The organism is Collinsella sp. AF33-16, from assembly GCF_003475325.1.
Classification (GTDB): domain Bacteria; phylum Actinomycetota; class Coriobacteriia; order Coriobacteriales; family Coriobacteriaceae; genus Collinsella.
The window spans coordinates 41,092-57,568 of the sequence record NZ_QRQC01000014.1 but is presented as its reverse complement, the minus strand read 5'-3'; the positions used below and the strand labels follow the sequence as shown (position 1 = coordinate 57,568).

The window sequence follows — 16,477 nt, the reverse complement described above, 5'->3', positions numbered from 1 at the left end:
TTAATCCTCCTGATAGACGAGCGTGCCGACGGGCTCACCCGAAAGCGCGCGCTTGACGGTGTCCTCGCCATCGATGTTGAGGACCAAAATAGGCATACGGTTATCCTGGCACAGAGCCGTAGCCGTGGAATCCATAACCTGCAGGCCGCGAACGAGAACCTCGTGATAGGTAATCTTGTCAAAACGGACGGCATCGGCGCACTTGACGGGATCCTTGTCGTAGATGCCGTCAACCTTGGTGGCTTTAATCAGAATCTCGGCGCCGATCTCGCACGCACGAAGAGCCGCGGCGGTGTCGGTCGTAAAGTACGGATTGCCCGAACCGGCGGCAAAAATAACGACGTTGCCCTTGGAAAGGTGGTTGATGGCGCGACGTCGAATATAGGGCTCGCAGATCTCGTTCATCTGGATAGCGCTCATCACACGGCAGGGAACGTCGTTATGCTCGAAAGCATCCTGCAGGGCGAGCGCGTTCATAACGGTCGCGAGCATGCCCATGTAGTCGGCCTGAGCACGCTCCATGCCACCGGCAGCGCCGGCCATGCCACGGAAAATATTGCCGCCGCCGACAACGACGCCGACCTCATGGCCAACGGCGAGCAGCTCCTTGACCTGCTTGGCAAGATGGTCGGTAACCTTGGGGTCAATGCCATATTGGCCGTCGCCCATCAGTGCTTCGCCGGAAAGCTTAAGAAGCACGCGTTTATATCGGATGTCGGACAAAGCGATCCTCCTTTAATTAGACTCTCAATATGATATCAAAGGCTCTGATAAGAGCCATGAAAAAGCAGGCTGTGAGTAAAACCCACAGCCTGCTCATTACCAGCTACAAGAGCTTATTTACTCGCCACGGACCAGACGGTCAAAGGCAACGACGGTAATGGTGTCGCCGAGCTCCTTGGAGACCTGCTCAGCGTACTTCTTGATGGTGAGGGAGCTGTCCTTGATGAACTCCTGCTCGGTGAGCACGGACTGCTTGTAGAACTTCTCCAGACGGCCGACAGCCATCTTCTCCTGGATAGCCTCGGGCTTGCCGGACTCGGCAGCCTGAGCCATGTAGATCTGCTTCTCGTGCTCGACGGTCTCGGTCGGAACCTGATCGCGGGTAGCGCAGATCGGGGCGACGGCGGCAACCTGAAGGGCAACGTCGTGAGCGAAAGTCTTGAAGGACTCAGCCTGAGCGGTCTCGGCCTTCTCGAAGGCGAACTCGACGAGGACGCCGATCTTACCACCCATGTGGATGTAAGAAGCGAGCGCGCCGTTCTCGGCCTTGCGGGCAGCGAAGCGGGAGATCTTCATGTTCTCGCCCATGATGTGAATCATCTCGGTGAGCTCGGAGGAAACGGTCTCCTCGCCCATCGGCTTCTCGAGCAGAGCGTCGACATCGGCAGGCTCGGTGGTAGCGACAACCTCAGCGACCTTGGAAGCAAAGCCGGTGAACTTGGCGTTGGAGCCAACGAAGTCGGTCTCGCAGGAGAGCTCGAGCAGAGCGCCGGTCTTGCCATCCTCGGAGACGAACGCGGCTACAGCGCCCTCGTTGGTCTCGCGGCCAGCCTTCTTGGCAGCCTTGGCGAGGCCGTTCTTACGAAGAACGTCGACAGCGGCGTCCATGTCGCCGTCAGCCTCGACGAGAGCCTTCTTGCACTCCATCATCGGGGAGTCGGTCATCTCGCGGAGCTGCTTGACCATAGCGGCGGTAATCTGGGCCATTGTGGTTCCTTTCAAAGAGATGAAAAAGAATTAACTAAGACTGATTTACTCGGCCTTGGGCTCAGCGGCCATCTCGGCCTCGGAGACCTGCTCCTTGCCGGAGCCAGCGAGGCAGGCGTCAGCCATGAGCTCGCACATAAGGGTGACAGCAGAGATAGCGTCATCGTTGCAGGGGATGCCGTACTCGACCTCGTCGGGATCGGAGTTGGTGTCGATCAGAGCGACGACGGGGATGTTCAGGCGCTGAGCCTCCTTGATGGCGTTCTCCTCGCGCTTGGTGTCGATGACAAAGAGAGCCTGGGGCAGACCCTTCATGTCGCGGGCGCCACCGAGGTTGGTCTGGAGCTTGGTGAGCTCCTTGCCGAGAACAGCCTGCTCCTTCTTGGGGAGCACTGCCATGCGGCCGTCCTCGACCATGGCCTCGAGCTCCTCCATGCGGTTGATGCGGGAGCGGATGGTGACGAAGTTGGTCAGCATGCCGCCGAGCCAACGCTGGTTGATGTAAGGCATGTTGGCGCGCTCAGCAGCGTTCTTGACGGCCTCCTGAGCCTGCTTCTTGGTGCCGACGAACAGCACATTGCCGCCCTTGGCGACGTTCTTGACGAAGGTGTAGGCCTGGTCGGCGTCGAGGATAGTCTGCTTGAGGTCGAGGATGTAGATGCCGTTGCGCTCACCGAAGATGAACGGCTTCATCTTGGGGTTCCAGCGACGGGTCTGGTGACCGAAGTGGCAGCCGGCCTCGAGCAGGGTGCGGATATTAATCTTGGTAGCCATGTTAAACCTCCTGTGGTTTGCCTCCGCGCGGGGTCATCCTCCAAAACCAACCCGGACATGTGCTACCAAAGCCCGGGCACCACGGTATGAAGTAGCCGCGCGTGCGTGATAAAAACCTGTTGCCGTGAAGCAACCCGATGAATGATAGCAGGAATGCATCTTCCTGCCAACCCGCAATCAAAACCACACACCTGAGCGCGGCGCGGGACGTCCCAGCCACTATTCGCCGCGGGGATGGGCTTGAGCCACAGCCCGCTTAAGCCGATCGGGTGTGAGATGCGTGTAGATCTGCGTCGTGGACAGGCTCGCATGACCTAGCAGCTCTTGAACCGAGCGCAGGTCCGCGCCGCCCTCGAGCAAGTCGGTCGCAAAGGTATGGCGCATCGCATGCGGGGCGATGTCGGCCGGAATGCCGGCGAGCGTCGCCAGCATATGAAACCGCCGCCTGAGCATGGCGGCACTCATGCGATTACCGCGCGCCGATATAAGCAGCGGATGCGGCCCGGTAGCGGGGTCACGACGCTTTGCCTGAGCGAGCAACTCCGGCCTCCCCTCCTCAATATAGAGACGCGTCGCCTCGAGCGCACGACGATACAGAGGGACGATACGTTCTTTGCTCCCCTTGCCCCACAGGCGCAGCGTGCGTTCGGACCACGCAATGGACTCCACATTGAGTGCTGCGAGCTCTGAGATACGGGCGCCCGAGGCATAGAGCAGCTCGAGCATCGTCGCATCGCGCAGTCCCGCGGGTGTTGAGGTATCAGGCGTCTTGAGCAGCGCCTCGACCTGCTTGGTCGTAAGGACGCCCGGCAGGTCACGCGGCAGCTTGGGCGATGCGATCGCCGAGACTGCATCGCCCTCCACGACCCCCTCGGCAGCCATCCATCGATAGAGCGATCGGATAGCCGACAGATGCGCCGCAAGCGTTCGGGGAGCCACCTGCTCACGCGAAAGCTCGGCAAGATAGCGACGAATGGTGCGCACGTCGGCAGCGAAAGCATCGATATCCTCGCGCTCGCACCAGGCAGCAAAGCGCTCCAGCCTCGAGCCGTAGGCCGTCACCGTGTTGGGAGAAAGTCCCTCGACACGTGAGATATAGGCGATAAACGAGTCGACGGTGTCGTACAGGTCAAAGGCTATGACCGGTCGCCTCCAAACAGATCAGGACGAGTGGCCAGATAGGCATCAAGGGCCTCGAGCGCACGGTCCGCATAGGCCTGGTAGCGGTCGCGCTTGCTGCGGCGCTTACCATCCTCGAGTGGCGGCACCAGGCCAAAGTTGACATGCATAGGCTGATAGCCCACGGTGGCAGGATCGGTCGCATAGCCCACGAGCGCACCCAGGGCGCCCACGCGCGGCAACTCGACGCCCGCGACACCGATAGCCTCGGCATAGGTGTTGAGCGCCGCGAGCAGACCGGTCGCCACGGCTTCCATGTACCCCTCGGTGCCGGTGATCTGACCGGCCAGGCGCACGCCGGTACCGGGCACGGCAAAGGTGCCATCGAGCACGTGCGGGGCGTCGACAAAGGTATTGCGATGCATGACACCGTAGCGGAAGAACTCAGCGTTCCCCAGGCCCGGCACCATATGGAAGACGCGCTTCTGCTCGCCAAAGGTCAGGTTTGTCTGGAAGCCCACCAGGTTATAGGCGGTCTTCTCCTTGTTCTCGGCACGCAGCTGAATCGCCGCCCAGGGGCGACGTCCGGTACGCGGGTCGGTGAGGCCGACGGGCTTCATGGCGCCAAAGCGAATGGCGTCCTTGCCGGTGCGCGCAACTTCCTCGGCAGGTTGGCAGGCCTGGAACAGATCGCCGCCCTCAAAGTCTTTGAGCACCACGCGGTCGGCCGTGGTAAGTGCCTCGATAAAGGCCTCGTACTCCTCCTTGTTGAGCGGAGCGTTGAGATAGTCGCCGCTCCCCTGCTCCTCGTAGCGCGACTGCGAGAACAGCACGTCCATATCGAGCGTGGAGGCATCGACGATCGGCGCCGCGGCATCGAAGAACGCAAGGGCGTCGCCGCCGACGAGCTTCATGACCTCTTCGCTCAGCGCCGGTGAACACAGCGGGCCCGCGGCAATGACCACGTGGCCCTCGGGAATCTGCGTGACCTCGCCGTGCACGACCTCGATATTGGGACGGGCGGCAACCTCGGCCTCGACAAGCTCGGAAAACTTGACGCGGTCGACCGCCAGGGCACCGCCGGCGGGAACAGCCGCGCGATGGGCGCAATCGAGCAGGACTGAACCCATGCGCTCAAGCTCGGCCTTCAGCAAACCAGCCGCGGAATCCGGACGGGTCGACTTAAACGAATTGGAGCAGACGAGCTCTGCCAAGTGATCGGTATGGTGAGCCGGGGAGCTAACCTGGGGGCGCATCTCGCACAGCCTAACGGCAAAACCGCGGTCTGCCAGCTGGATCGCGCATTCCGAACCCGCCAGACCGCCACCGATAACCGTCACCTGATCGAACTGCATCTGCAAACACCTTTCTAATTGACACGTTTTCCATTGTGACCGAAGGGCGTCTGGGCGTGAAGGGCAAACTTGGAGGGCGCATACCTTCCATCCATCATGCGCTCGATAAGGCCCTCGAGTTCAAGCGAACCCAAGAGTTTGAGTACGCCGACAGCATCGAGCGAGACGAGCGCCGCGATGTCGTCGACCTTGAGCGGAGAGGCGATGAGCGCATGCATCACGGTCTGCTGTGTTGGATCCAGGTCGGCAATGCCGGGAGCATCGGGGCGCGAGTAGCGCAGGGTGCCGTAGATGCGTGAGATAGCCATCTCGATAGATTCCTCGTCGATGATGCAGCAGGCACCGTTCGCAATGAGGTAATTCGTGCCACGCGACTCGGGCGATAGGATCGACCCCGGCACGGCAAGAAGTTCTCGCCCCAAATCCATAGCAGCCTCGGCTGTAGAAAACGTCCCGGAAGGCATACCCGCCTCGGAAACAAAGAGGGCTTGCGACAGGGCCGCGATCACGCGATTGCGGCGCGGAAAGGCAAACTTGCGCGGACCCATGCCCCACGGAGAGATCGACACGACCGCGCCACCCGTATCGAGCGTGCGCATAATAAGCCCCGCGCTCGAACGCGGGTAGACCACGTCGGCGCCCGTCCCCAGCACCACGACGTGTTTGCCGCCGGCATTGACCGCAGCCCAACCCGAGGCCTGGTCACAACCGACCGCGCCGCCCGAAACTACCGTCACGCCCGCCTCGACCGCAACCTTTGCCGCAAGCTCTGCCACGGCAAGACCATACGGAGAGGCCTTGCGCGCGCCGATGATGGAGAGCGCGGGCGTCGAAAGCACCTCGGGATTGCCACGCACATAAAGCGTCTGGGGTACATCAGAAAGCTCCAAAACGGTCTCGGGATACAACGCATCACCTGGATGCAGCTCAAAGGTCCCCTCGGCTATCATTGGTCCCTCCTTCCCTGGTACATCGCCGCCTCGAGCACATGGTCCTGCGTCACCTGCTCGCTCTCGGCGACGTCAGCGATTGTACGCGCGATACGCACCAGGCGCACGATGCCGCGGCCCGTGAGATGCGTGCGTTTGGACAGGCCGAGCACACACTTCTCCGCCGCATCATCGAGCTCAAAGGTCGAAACGACGCCATCAATGGACCGTGTCTCGTCATCCTCGGCCTCGGCATCCGCATCGTCCATACGGGATTCGCGCCAAGCGCGAAAAGCGCGACCGCGCACAACGTAGTCACGTAACTCAGCTGACGACATACCCTCCGCGCCCTCGATAATCACCTGAGGGTCGGGACGGGTCACATCGATCATCATGTCGATACGGTCGGCCAAAGGACCGCGCAGTTTAGACCGATAGCGCTCGACCATCGCCGCCGAGCAGCGACACGGTACCTCACGATCGCCCAAAAAGCCGCAGGGGCAGGGATTGCTCGCAGCCAGCAGCTGAAAGCGCGACGGGAAGGTAAAGGCCCCGTCGACGCGCACGATCCTCACATAGCCGCGCTCGATGGGCTGACGCAGCGTCTGCAGCACACCCGTGGGAAACTCGGCAAGCTCGTCCAAAAATAGCACGCCGCCATGAGCAAGGCTGATCTCACCCGGGTGCACCGGGCGCCCACCGCCGATAAGACCTGCGGTCGAAATACTGTGATGGGGACTGCGGAAGGGCCGGTGCCCCGCCAACAAGCCATCAATGTTCTCACCCAAAACCGAATGGATGCACAGCGCCTCCTGTTGATCCTCAACGGAAAGCTCGGGCAGGATGCCGGTCATACGACGCGCGAGCATCGTCTTGCCCGATCCCGGGGACCCGATCATAAGCAAACCGAGCTCACCCGCTGCCGCCAGCGCCATGCCGCGTTTGGCAACCTCCTGCCCTAGCACGTCGGCATAGTCGAGTTCGGGCTCAAAGGTCGCCTCAACACCCTCGGAATCCAAGTAGTGCCGCGCGGCATCGCCCATGCCATGGGCAAGCTGAGACAAATGATCGATGAATCCACAATCCACGCCCGCAAGCGGCACATGCTGATCGGACCTGCCGGCGATAAAGGACAGCCCCATATCACGCGCCAATAGCTGAAACGCCACCTCGCCCTTGACAGGAAGCACCGTACCGTCCAAGCCAAGCTCACCAGCAATAAGACAACGATCGAGGTTGTCGCGGGGAATCTGACCATCGGCCGCCAATACCGCGATGGCGATGGGCAGATCAAAGCCGCTACCGGTCTTGCGAATATCGCCGGGCGCCAGATTGACCGTAATGCCCGAGCGCGGAATCTCGAACCCGGCGGAGCGCATCGCACAGCGAATACGACCGCGTGACTCCATCACCTCCATACTCGGGATGCCGAGCATCTGGATGCCCGGAACGCCACCGGCAAGCGAGACCTCGACCGTGACGTGAATCGCCTCGACGCCACGGATGCAGGCCGCGTGAACGGCAAACGTCTCGAACGCCATCACGACACCCGCCAATCGAACGCGTTGTACTGATGCTCGATCTCGGCGATATGCCCGCCGCGAATGGTGACACCCACGGCATCGAAGCGAATCGCCTTGAGCGGATAATGCTCCATAAGATAGCAGCTTGCGATGCGGCGGTAGCGGCGTTGCTTTTGAGCGTCCACGGCCTCCTCGGGAAAGACCCGCGTGTTGCAATCCAGTGCGACGCGTCTGGTCTTGACCTCGGCCATCACCACGACATCGTCGAGCTCATCGAGCAGCACCAGATCGGCCTCGCCCTCGGTGCAACGATAACCCTGCTCCAGCAAGGTGTAGCCGCGTTCGTTAAAGTAGTCGATGGTGATCAGCTCGCCCAGCATGCCCAGCTCGCGGGGACTGAGTCCCTTGATAAACTCGGGCGTCATCGCCCCACAGTCGAGCTCGCCGTTTTCCCAACGCTCCTTGAGTTGCTGCGTCTTGCTCTTTTTGCTTGCGGCACTCATGGGGTCTCCTTTCCCGCACACTGCATTGCCCCGATGATGAGGGCACCTTTCATGCGGGTAAGTACCGGAAGCAAACCAAAAGCTGACCAAATGCCGTCAAAAAACGGGCCGTACGCAGCAATGGTGTTGCATACGGCCCGCTTCCAGCAGGTTTATAAAACCCCTGAGGTCCCTGTCTCCACAATTGACCTAGAAAAGGCGCTCAGTCTGCAGAAAGTTTCCGCAAAAGCTCACGCGGTGCAGTGGACAAAGCCCATGTTTGCGAATGGCCTCGATATGCTCGGGGCTTGCATAGCCCTTCGACTCGGCCAGATGGTACTCGGGATACTCGGCGTCGTACTCGACCATCATCTCGTCACGCGTGACCTTGGCCATGATGGACGCCGCGGCGATGCAGGCGATTTTGGCATCGCCCTTCACCACATCGCGCTCGTTAGGAACGGCGCCCAAGGGGTTGCCATCCATGAGGACGCAGTCGGGTTCAAGTCCCGTATCGGCCACGGCGCCCGCAACGGCAGTACGGATAGCACGGGCCATGCCCATTTCATCGATATCCTTCGGCGCGATATGGCAAAAGCCGATGGCAGTCGCCACCTCGGCTATCTTCACCGAGAGCAACTCGCGGCGCGCGGGCGTGAGCTTTTTGGAATCGTTGATACCCCAGACGCGCGGCTCCATAGGAAGACAGACGGCGCATACCGTCAAAGGACCGGCCACCGATCCGCGGCCCACCTCGTCGACACCAACGACCATACCATCACCGCCGAGCTCATGCATAAGCTCGTACATGTCATTGACGCGCTCGCGCTCGGCAAGCTCTTTGTCATGGCGTTTGAGGGCGCGTTCACAAGCCTTGATCACCTGCTGGCGCGGGTCCTCGCGATAATGCTCCACGAGGGCGGGAATCTCCTCAAACGTAGCGCTCGCCAACTCACCAGCAACCTGCGATGCCGAAACCGAGCTCGTCATGTTGGCCATACCAGGCCCTCCTTGCATGCAAATCAGATAAAAAGAAGGGCCACCCGAAGGTGACCCTTGTGTCCAAACGAGTGGACAGACGCTGCGATCTTCTTAGCGCTTCTCGGGGATGCGAGCAGCCTTGCCCACCTTGTCGCGGAGGTAGTACAGCTTGGCGCGACGGACGCGACCATGACGAACGACCTCGAGCTTGGCGATCTTGGGGCTGTGAAGCGGGAAGGTACGCTCAACACCGACACCGAAGGACATCTTGCGGACGGTGAAGGTCTCGCGGGCACCGGCGCCGGCCATGCGGATGACGTCGCCCTGGAAGACCTGGATGCGCTCGCGGTCGCCTTCCTTAATGCGGTAGTGAACCTTGACGTTGTCGGCGACGCGAACCTGAGGAATGTCCTCGCGGATCTGCTGACGCTCGATTGCGCGGATGTAATCCATGTGCAATTCCTTACTCTTCTAGAGGTGCCGTACCACCTTGGCCGGCACGTAGTTGAACAAACGTATTCGAGTATACACGCGCGGGTTTCTGCTGCAAGAACATTTTTTTACGCAGACAAAAAGACAAAACCCGCACATGATAACCGCCCGTCTCACAATGAGACGGGCGGCATGAAGGGGGCTACGCTAGGCGTCTAAACCCAAAACGTTAGGCGGAACGCTTGGCCTCGAGCTTGGCCTGGGCGGCAGCCAGGCGCGCGAGGGGCACGCGATAGGGCGAGCAGGACACGTAGTCCACGTCGGCCACGTTAAACAGGCCCTTGATGGACTTGGGGTCGCCGCCGTGCTCGCCGCACACGCCAAAGTGCATATCGGGATTGGTGGCGCGGCCCTTCTCGACGGCCAAGCGCACGAGTTCCAGCACCGCCGTGTCGATGGTCTCGAAGGGATTGTCCTTCAGGATCTTCTTGTGCAGGTACAGCGGAATGAACTTGGCCTCGGCATCGTCGCGGGAGAAACCGAAGGTCGTCTGGGTGAGGTCGTTGGTGCCAAAGCAGAAGAAGTCGGCATGATGGGCGATCTCGTCAGCGACCATGCAGGCACGCGGCAGCTCGAGCATCGTGCCCACGGGAATATTGAGCTCGACGCCTTCCTCGGCGGAAACCTCGGCGATCACGCGCTCGATAACCTCGCGGGTCTGGACATGCTCTGCCGTAATGGAAACGAGCGGAACCATGATCTCGGGGCGCGGGTCGACACCCTCCTTGATAAGGCGGGCAGCAGCCGTGGCGACGGCGCGAACCTGCATGAGCGGCAGATCGCCAAAGACGACGGACAGGCGCACGCCGCGCAAGCCCAGCATGGGGTTGGACTCGACCATGCCGTCAATGCGACGCAGGCGGGCGCGCAGGGCAGTGAGCTCCTCCTCGGGAGCGCCGGCGGCCTCCTTCTTGGTGATGGCGACCTCGAGCTCGCGAGGATTATCCAGGAACTCATGAAGCGGCGGATCGAGCAGGCGGACGACCACATCGCGACCGGACATGGTCTTGAACATCGCCAGGAAGTCCTCGGTCTGAACCTTGAGCAGGTCGGCCAGGGCCTGCTGCTTCACGGCCTCATCGTCAGACAGGATAAAGCTCTGGATGATGTTCTTGCGATCGCCCAGGAACATGTGCTCGGTGCGGCACAGACCGATGGCCTCGGCGCCAAACTCGAGCGCGAGCTCGGCATCCTCGGGATTGTCGGCGTTGACGCGCACGTGGTTGGCGTGACCGTCGGTCTCGTCCAAACGGATCTCATCGGCCCAAGACAGGATGGTGTCCAGGTCGCCGGTGAGCTCTGCAGAGACCAGGTCGACCGCGCCGTCGACGACGATACCCTGGGTGCCGTCGATGGAGATGACATCGCCCTCGCGCAGCACGCGGTCGCTGCCCTCGATGCGCACGACCTTCTCTGCCGCGTCAATGTGGAAGCGCTCAACGCCGCAAACGCAGGGCGTACCCATGCCGCGGGCGATAACGGCGGCATGGCTCGTCTTGCCACCGTGGCTGGTCAGGATGCCCTCGGCGGCGACCATGCCCTTCAGGTCGTCGGGGTTGGTCTCCCAACGAACCAGAATGACCTTGTGGCCCTCGTTGGCGCGCGCGACGGCGTCATCACTCGAGAACACGACCTCGCCCACGGCGGCACCGGGGCTGGCGTTAAGGCCGCTGGCCAGGGCCTCGTACTTCTTGGAGGAGTCGAACTGCGGGTGCAGGAGCTGATCGAGCTGCGCGGGATCGATGCGGCTCACGGCCTCCTCGCGGGTGATCAGGCCCTCCTCGACCATCTCGATAGCGATGCGCAGCGCGGCGGTAGCGGTGCGCTTGCCCACGCGGGTCTGAAGCATCCAAAGTTTACCCTGCTCGATGGTGAATTCGATATCGCACATATCGCGGTAGTGGTCCTCAAGCGTCAGGAAGACACGCTCAAGCTCCTCACCTGCTGACTCGAGGCCCGGGGTGGTCTTGAGATCGGCGATGGGCTCGGTGTTGCGGATGCCGGCGACGACGTCCTCGCCTTGGGCGTTGACCAGAAAGTCACCGTAGAACTCCTTGGTTCCGTCGGCCGGGTTGCGCGTAAAGGCGACGCCAGTCGCCGAGGTCTCGCCCTTATTGCCAAACGCCATAGCCTGGACGTTGACGGCGGTTCCAAGGTCATCGGAAATGCCATGCTGCTTGCGGTAGATGCAGGCGCGCTCGTTCATCCAGCTGCCAAAGACGGCCTGGATAGCAAGGCGCAGCTGAAGCTCCGGATCGTGCGGGAAGATGGGCTTGCCGTCCGCGACCTCGAGCTCGGGGTACAGGGCGGCCTCGACGTTATCGGAGAAAATGCCCTTAAAAGTCTCGACGAGCTCCTGCAGGTCCTCGGCCGAAAGATCGGAATCGACGCGAACGCCGGCGACCAGGCGTGCCTGGGTCAGGGCGTTCTCGAACAGGTCGGCATCGACACCCATGACGACATTGGAGAACATCTGGATAAAGCGGCGGTAGCTATCCCAGGCAAAGCGCGGGTTCTGCGTCTGGGCGATAAGGCCCTGGACGGAGTCGTCGTTGAGGCCCAGGTTGAGGACCGTGTCCATCATGCCGGGCATGGAAAGCGGAGCACCCGAGCGCACCGAGACGAGCAGCGGATCGGAGGCATCGCCGAGCTTCTTGCCGCAACGAGCCTCGAGATCGGCCTCGGCGGCAACGATTTCGTCGAGCGCGCCCTCCGGCCACACGTTGCCGGCACCAGAGTACTCGACGCAGGTCTGGCAGGTAATGGTAAAGCCACCGGGAACCGGCAGGCCGATACGACTCATCTCGGCAAGGTTAGCGCCTTTGCCGCCAAGCACGAAGTTCATGGACTTGTCGCCCTCGGTGACACAAGTGCCCTGGGCATCGGTTCCAAAATGGTAAACCCTCTTGCAATCGCTCACGATACTTCCCCTTCCATGCGATCTCGCGCACGACCGTGGTAACGAATCGACCCGCCGGATGCGGGCCGTGAGGGAACTATACGGCGGGATTTGAACGGGCTTGAGCAGAGGATACGCGGTTTGGTAAACGTGCTAAAACTTGCGGTAAACGGTAGGTAAAGGTGGTTACCTTATGAAGATACCAATAGAATAAATTGGCAGGTTAAATGCAGGTTTCTTGCTAAATCGCTTTATCAATATCAAGCATATTTAGCTGGCCCAATGAGCTAACTTTGTTGGGCGCGACGGGCGGCACGACGGACCCTGGCTTCCTTGATCTCTTCGAGGTGGGCAATGATCTCGGAGGCACTCTCCTCGATCGCCTTGCCGTCGGTACGCACCACAAAGCAACCCAGACGTTTCATGAGGGCACGAGCCTCCTCGAGCTCACTGCGTACACTCTCGGGCTCGGCATAGGAGCCGGCAACGGCACGGGCGTAGTCGTCGCCCAGGCGGCTATCGCGAATCTCGGAAATCACATCGACGGTCGAAATCAGACCGAAGAGACGCATCGGATCGACCTCGTAAATCGACTTGGGCGGCTCCATACCGTGCGCCAGCGGAACGTTGGCAACCTTGTAGCCCTGATAGGCCAAATACATCGAAAGCGGCGTCTTGGATGTGCGCGACACGCCCAACAGCACGATATCGGCACCCGACAGATCATCGCAGCCGCGCCCGTCATCGTGCTCGACGAAGTACTCCATGGCCTCGATGCGGTGGAAATACCGGTCATCGGTCTTATGGATCACACCCGCCACTCCTTTTGGTGGCACGCCAATAAGCGACGACAGGACTGCAAGCGTCGGGCCGATCAGGTCGACCGATCGAATGTGCAGCATACCCAAGTAGTCGAGCACGCGAGCACGAAGCGCCGGGTCGACGATGGTATGGAACACGGCGATATCACGATGGTCGGCATCGACGCGCGGGCCCACAAACGATTTGACCTGCTCCACCGAGGTCACCTTAGGCAGACGTAAAACACGAAAAGCCCCTTCATCAAATTGCCCGGACGCCGCAAGCACCACCTCACAAGCGGTATCACCGAGCGAGTCGGAGATAACGATAACGGTGGAACGAGCGGTGACCGGGCAATCCATGCGGGGCTCCTTTTGCGCTTATGCGCAGGCTAGCTTACTTTTTGCGGGCAAGCTCACCAATGTTAGCGATGCCGGAGAAAACGGCCTCGAAGCGATTGAGCAGCTTAAGGCGATTATCGCGGAGCTGCTCGTCCTTGTCCATGACCATAACCTCGTCGAAGAAGCGGTCGATGGGCGCGCGCAGGGCGGCGAGCGCGGCAAACGCGGCAGGATAATCCTCGGCGGCAAGAGCGCCATCGACGGCGGTCTGAGCGGCCTCGGAGGCGTCGGCAAGCGCAAGCTCGACCTCGCCCATCAGGGCACGATCGTACTCCGCACCCAGCTCGGGCTTGGAGATATGCGCGGCGCGGGCGTAGGCAGTCGCCAGGTTGTCGAAGGTCTCGGCGTCGTTCTTGCGAGCCTCGTCGAGGGCAGCGCAGCGGGCGAAGAAGACCGACGGGGCAATGATGTGCACCGCGGAAACGGCGGCAACGGTGTCGGCCGGGATCTTCTCGTCGCGGGCCATACTCACCAAACGACCGTGGAAGAAGTCGCGTACCTGCTGGGTGACCTCGGCGGCGTCGAACTCAATACCCTGCTCGCTATAGAGCTGGAGGGCAAAGTCGATGAGCGACGTGGGGTCGATCGGCAGGCGGTCGCGCAGGATGTTGATGATGCCGATGGCGGCACGACGCAGCGCGTACGGGTCGGAAGAGCCGGTCGGGGGCTCGCCGATGGCAAAGATGCCGGCAATGGTATCGAGCTTATCGGCGCAGGCCACGATGCAGCCAGCGGTGCCCTCGGGCAGCTCGTCGCCGGCAAAGCGGGGACGATAGTGATCGCGGATAGCATGAGCGACCTCGTCGTTCTCCCCCATCGCGATGGCGTAGTAACCGCCCATCACGCCCTGCTGGCTCGTGAACTCGACGACGGCGTTGGACACCAGGTCGGCCTTGCACAGATGCGCGGCACGGCCGGCATCGGCGGCAAGGTGGGCACCCAGGTGAGCCTCGCGGGCAATAGCGAGCGCGAGCTGCTCAATACGCTCGGACTTGGCGAGCACGCTGCCGAGCTTCTCCTGGAAAGCGACCTTGGCCAGGCGCTCACGAAACTCGTCGAGAGAGATCTTCAGATCCTCCTCGTAGAAGAACTTGGCGTCATCCAGGCGTGCGCGCACGACGCGCTCGTTGCCGTCGATCACGCGCTCGGCATTCTCGGGCTTGCTGTTGGAGACGACCACGAACTCACGCGTAAGCTTGCCCTCGCCGTCATAGATCGGGAAGTAGCGCTGGTTGGTGAGCATGGACTCGCAGATGATCTCGTGCGGGACCTTGAGGAACTCCTCGTCGAAGGTACCGACGAGCACCGTCGGCCACTCGCAGAGGTTAATGACCTCCTCAAAGACCTTCTTGGGCGTGTCGACATGGCAGCCGGGGCGAGCGGCCTCGACCTCGGCGATACCGGCAAGGATGGCCTCACGACGACGCTCGGCAGAAAGCACGCCGGCGTCCTCGAGCACCTGCTCGTAGACGGCGGGGCTGGCAACAACGTGGTCACCGGGGCCAAGCACGCGATGGCCACGCGTGGTGTTGCCGCTCGTCACGTCGGCAAACGACACGGGCACGACGCCCTCGCCCAGAAGGCAGCAGATCCAGCGGACCGGACGCACGAACGTGGCGTGCTCGTGGCCCCAGCGCTGGCTGCGGTAGTTGGGCCACTGCAGGCCGGCGATGGTCTTCTCGCACAGGGCCGTCAGGATCGGGGTGGCCGGGGCGGAAGGAATGTTCTTCTCCGCAAAGACGTACTCGCGACCGTCGGTGTCCTCGCGACGGACCAGGTCCTCGGCAGCCACACCGCACTTGCGGGCGAAGCCCTGGGCGGCCTTGGTAGCGTTACCGTCAGCGTCGAAGGCGATGTTGGCCGCGGGGCCACGCTTGACCTCGTGAACCTCATCGGTCGCGGTGGCGACGTCGGCAACGAGCGCAGCCAGGCGACGCGGGCTCGAGATCACGCGGACCTCGCCGTGGTCCAGACCGGCCTCGTCGAGACCCTTGGCGATCATGGTGCCAAGCTGCTTGACGGCATTGTTCAGCGGTGCGGAGGGCATTTCCTCCGTACCGATCTCAAACAGGAAATCCTTAGCGTCTGCCATGGCTTACGCCACCTCGCCTTCCTGATCGGCATTCTCGTTGATTCCGGCGACCTCGGCCATATAGGCCTCGCAGCACGCCTTGGCGACGGCGCGGACGCGCAGGATGTAGTTGGCACGCTCGACTGCGGACAGTGCACCGCGGGCATCGAGCAGGTTGAAGGCATGGCTGCACTTCATGACGCAGTCATATGCCGGCAGCGGCAGCTTGCGCTCCAGGCAGGAGTGGCACTCGGCCTCGTAGTCGTCAAACTTCTGACGCATCATCTCGACGTTGGCGACCTCAAAGTTGTAAGCGCTGAACTCGCGCTCGTTCTCCAGGAACACGTCGCCGTAGGTCATGGGCGTGCCGTCGGGCAGGTAGCTCCACACCAGGTCGTAGACCGAGTTGACGCCCTGGGCGTACATGGCGATACGCTCCAGGCCATAGGTGATCTCGACGGGCACGGGGTCGACCTCGATGCCGCCCACCTGCTGGAAGTACGTAAACTGCGTGACCTCCATGCCATTGAGCCAGACCTCCCAGCCAAGGCCCCAGGCGCCGAGCGTCGGACTCTCCCAGTCGTCCTCGACAAAGCGGACGTCATGGTCGTTGGGGTCCAGGCCAATGGCGGCCAGCGAACCCAGGTAGAGCTCCTGGGCGTTGACCGGCGAGGGCTTGATGAGCACCTGGAACTGATAGTAGTGCTGCATGCGGTTGGGATTCTCGCCGTAGCGGCCGTCGGCGGGACGGCGGCAGGGCTGCGCATAGCAGGTGCGCCACTCGGCGGGACCGAGCGAGCGCAGCGTGGTCGCGGTATGGAAGGTACCGGCACCGACCTCGGAGTCATAGGGCTGCATAATGACGCAGCCCTGCTCGCCCCAGTACTGCTGGAGGCGCAGGATGATGTCTTGGAAGGAAAGCGATGAAGCGTTCATGCCT

Annotated in this window: 14 protein-coding genes; all 14 read right to left on the bottom strand. The window is 61.7% G+C overall.

What is annotated here, in order from left to right:
- The 14 genes from pyrH to DWZ52_RS06695 all read right to left on the bottom strand — a co-directional run bounded on the left by pyrH (position 1) and on the right by DWZ52_RS06695 (position 16,473).
- Positions 1 to 723 (bottom strand): UMP kinase, encoded by a 723-nt coding sequence (pyrH, locus tag DWZ52_RS06760; protein WP_035138557.1) that lies wholly within the window; start codon positions 721 to 723, stop codon positions 1 to 3.
- Between the two features lie 117 nt (positions 724 to 840).
- The gene (gene tsf, locus DWZ52_RS06755) at positions 841 to 1,710 is read right to left on the bottom strand and encodes a translation elongation factor Ts (RefSeq protein WP_118385188.1); all 870 of its coding nucleotides are present in this window, start codon (positions 1,708 to 1,710) and stop codon (positions 841 to 843) included.
- Between the two features lie 45 nt (positions 1,711 to 1,755).
- Positions 1,756 to 2,484 carry a 30S ribosomal protein S2 gene (gene rpsB, locus DWZ52_RS06750; protein ID WP_006236109.1) on the bottom strand — a complete coding sequence of 243 codons (729 nt, stop codon included), beginning with the start codon at positions 2,482 to 2,484 and terminating at the stop codon, positions 1,756 to 1,758.
- A 219-nt stretch (positions 2,485 to 2,703) separates the two neighbouring features.
- Entirely contained in the window at positions 2,704 to 3,612 is a 909-nt protein-coding gene (locus DWZ52_RS06745; RefSeq protein WP_370448275.1) for a tyrosine recombinase, read from the bottom strand.
- Between the two features lie 8 nt (positions 3,613 to 3,620).
- A complete protein-coding gene (gene trmFO, locus DWZ52_RS06740; RefSeq protein ID WP_118385186.1) occupies positions 3,621 to 4,958 on the bottom strand; it encodes a methylenetetrahydrofolate--tRNA-(uracil(54)-C(5))-methyltransferase (FADH(2)-oxidizing) TrmFO in 1,338 nt (445 codons plus the stop codon).
- 14 nt (positions 4,959 to 4,972) lie between these two features.
- Entirely contained in the window at positions 4,973 to 5,908 is a 936-nt protein-coding gene (locus DWZ52_RS06735) for a DNA-processing protein DprA (protein ID WP_118385185.1), read from the bottom strand.
- A complete protein-coding gene (locus DWZ52_RS06730) occupies positions 5,905 to 7,428 on the bottom strand; it encodes a YifB family Mg chelatase-like AAA ATPase (RefSeq protein WP_035138568.1) in 1,524 nt (507 codons plus the stop codon). The genes DWZ52_RS06735 and DWZ52_RS06730 overlap by 4 nt, the downstream gene beginning before the upstream one ends.
- Complete coding sequence (locus tag DWZ52_RS06725) at positions 7,428 to 7,913, bottom strand: YraN family protein (protein ID WP_118385184.1); 486 nt, start codon at positions 7,911 to 7,913, stop codon at positions 7,428 to 7,430. Before DWZ52_RS06725 ends, DWZ52_RS06730 begins: the two co-directional genes overlap by 1 nt.
- A 189-nt stretch (positions 7,914 to 8,102) precedes the next feature.
- Positions 8,103 to 8,891: a ribonuclease HII gene (locus DWZ52_RS06720; protein WP_118270385.1), complete on the bottom strand. Its 789-nt coding sequence runs from the start codon at positions 8,889 to 8,891 to the stop codon at positions 8,103 to 8,105.
- Positions 8,892 to 8,984: 93 nt separating this feature from the next.
- Positions 8,985 to 9,326: a 50S ribosomal protein L19 gene (gene rplS, locus DWZ52_RS06715; RefSeq protein WP_006236098.1), complete on the bottom strand. Its 342-nt coding sequence runs from the start codon at positions 9,324 to 9,326 to the stop codon at positions 8,985 to 8,987.
- Positions 9,327 to 9,534: 208 nt separating this feature from the next.
- A complete protein-coding gene (gene ppdK / locus DWZ52_RS06710) occupies positions 9,535 to 12,285 on the bottom strand; it encodes a pyruvate, phosphate dikinase (protein ID WP_118385183.1) in 2,751 nt (916 codons plus the stop codon).
- 266 nt (positions 12,286 to 12,551) lie between these two features.
- Positions 12,552 to 13,427 carry a pyruvate, water dikinase regulatory protein gene (locus DWZ52_RS06705; RefSeq protein ID WP_117716651.1) on the bottom strand — a complete coding sequence of 292 codons (876 nt, stop codon included), beginning with the start codon at positions 13,425 to 13,427 and terminating at the stop codon, positions 12,552 to 12,554.
- Between the two features lie 34 nt (positions 13,428 to 13,461).
- Positions 13,462 to 15,558 carry a glycine--tRNA ligase subunit beta gene (glyS, locus tag DWZ52_RS06700; protein WP_118385182.1) on the bottom strand — a complete coding sequence of 699 codons (2,097 nt, stop codon included), beginning with the start codon at positions 15,556 to 15,558 and terminating at the stop codon, positions 13,462 to 13,464.
- A gap of 3 nt (positions 15,559 to 15,561) precedes the next feature.
- Complete coding sequence (locus DWZ52_RS06695; RefSeq protein WP_117820562.1) at positions 15,562 to 16,473, bottom strand: glycine--tRNA ligase subunit alpha; 912 nt, start codon at positions 16,471 to 16,473, stop codon at positions 15,562 to 15,564.
- Positions 16,474 to 16,477 lie beyond the last annotated feature (4 nt).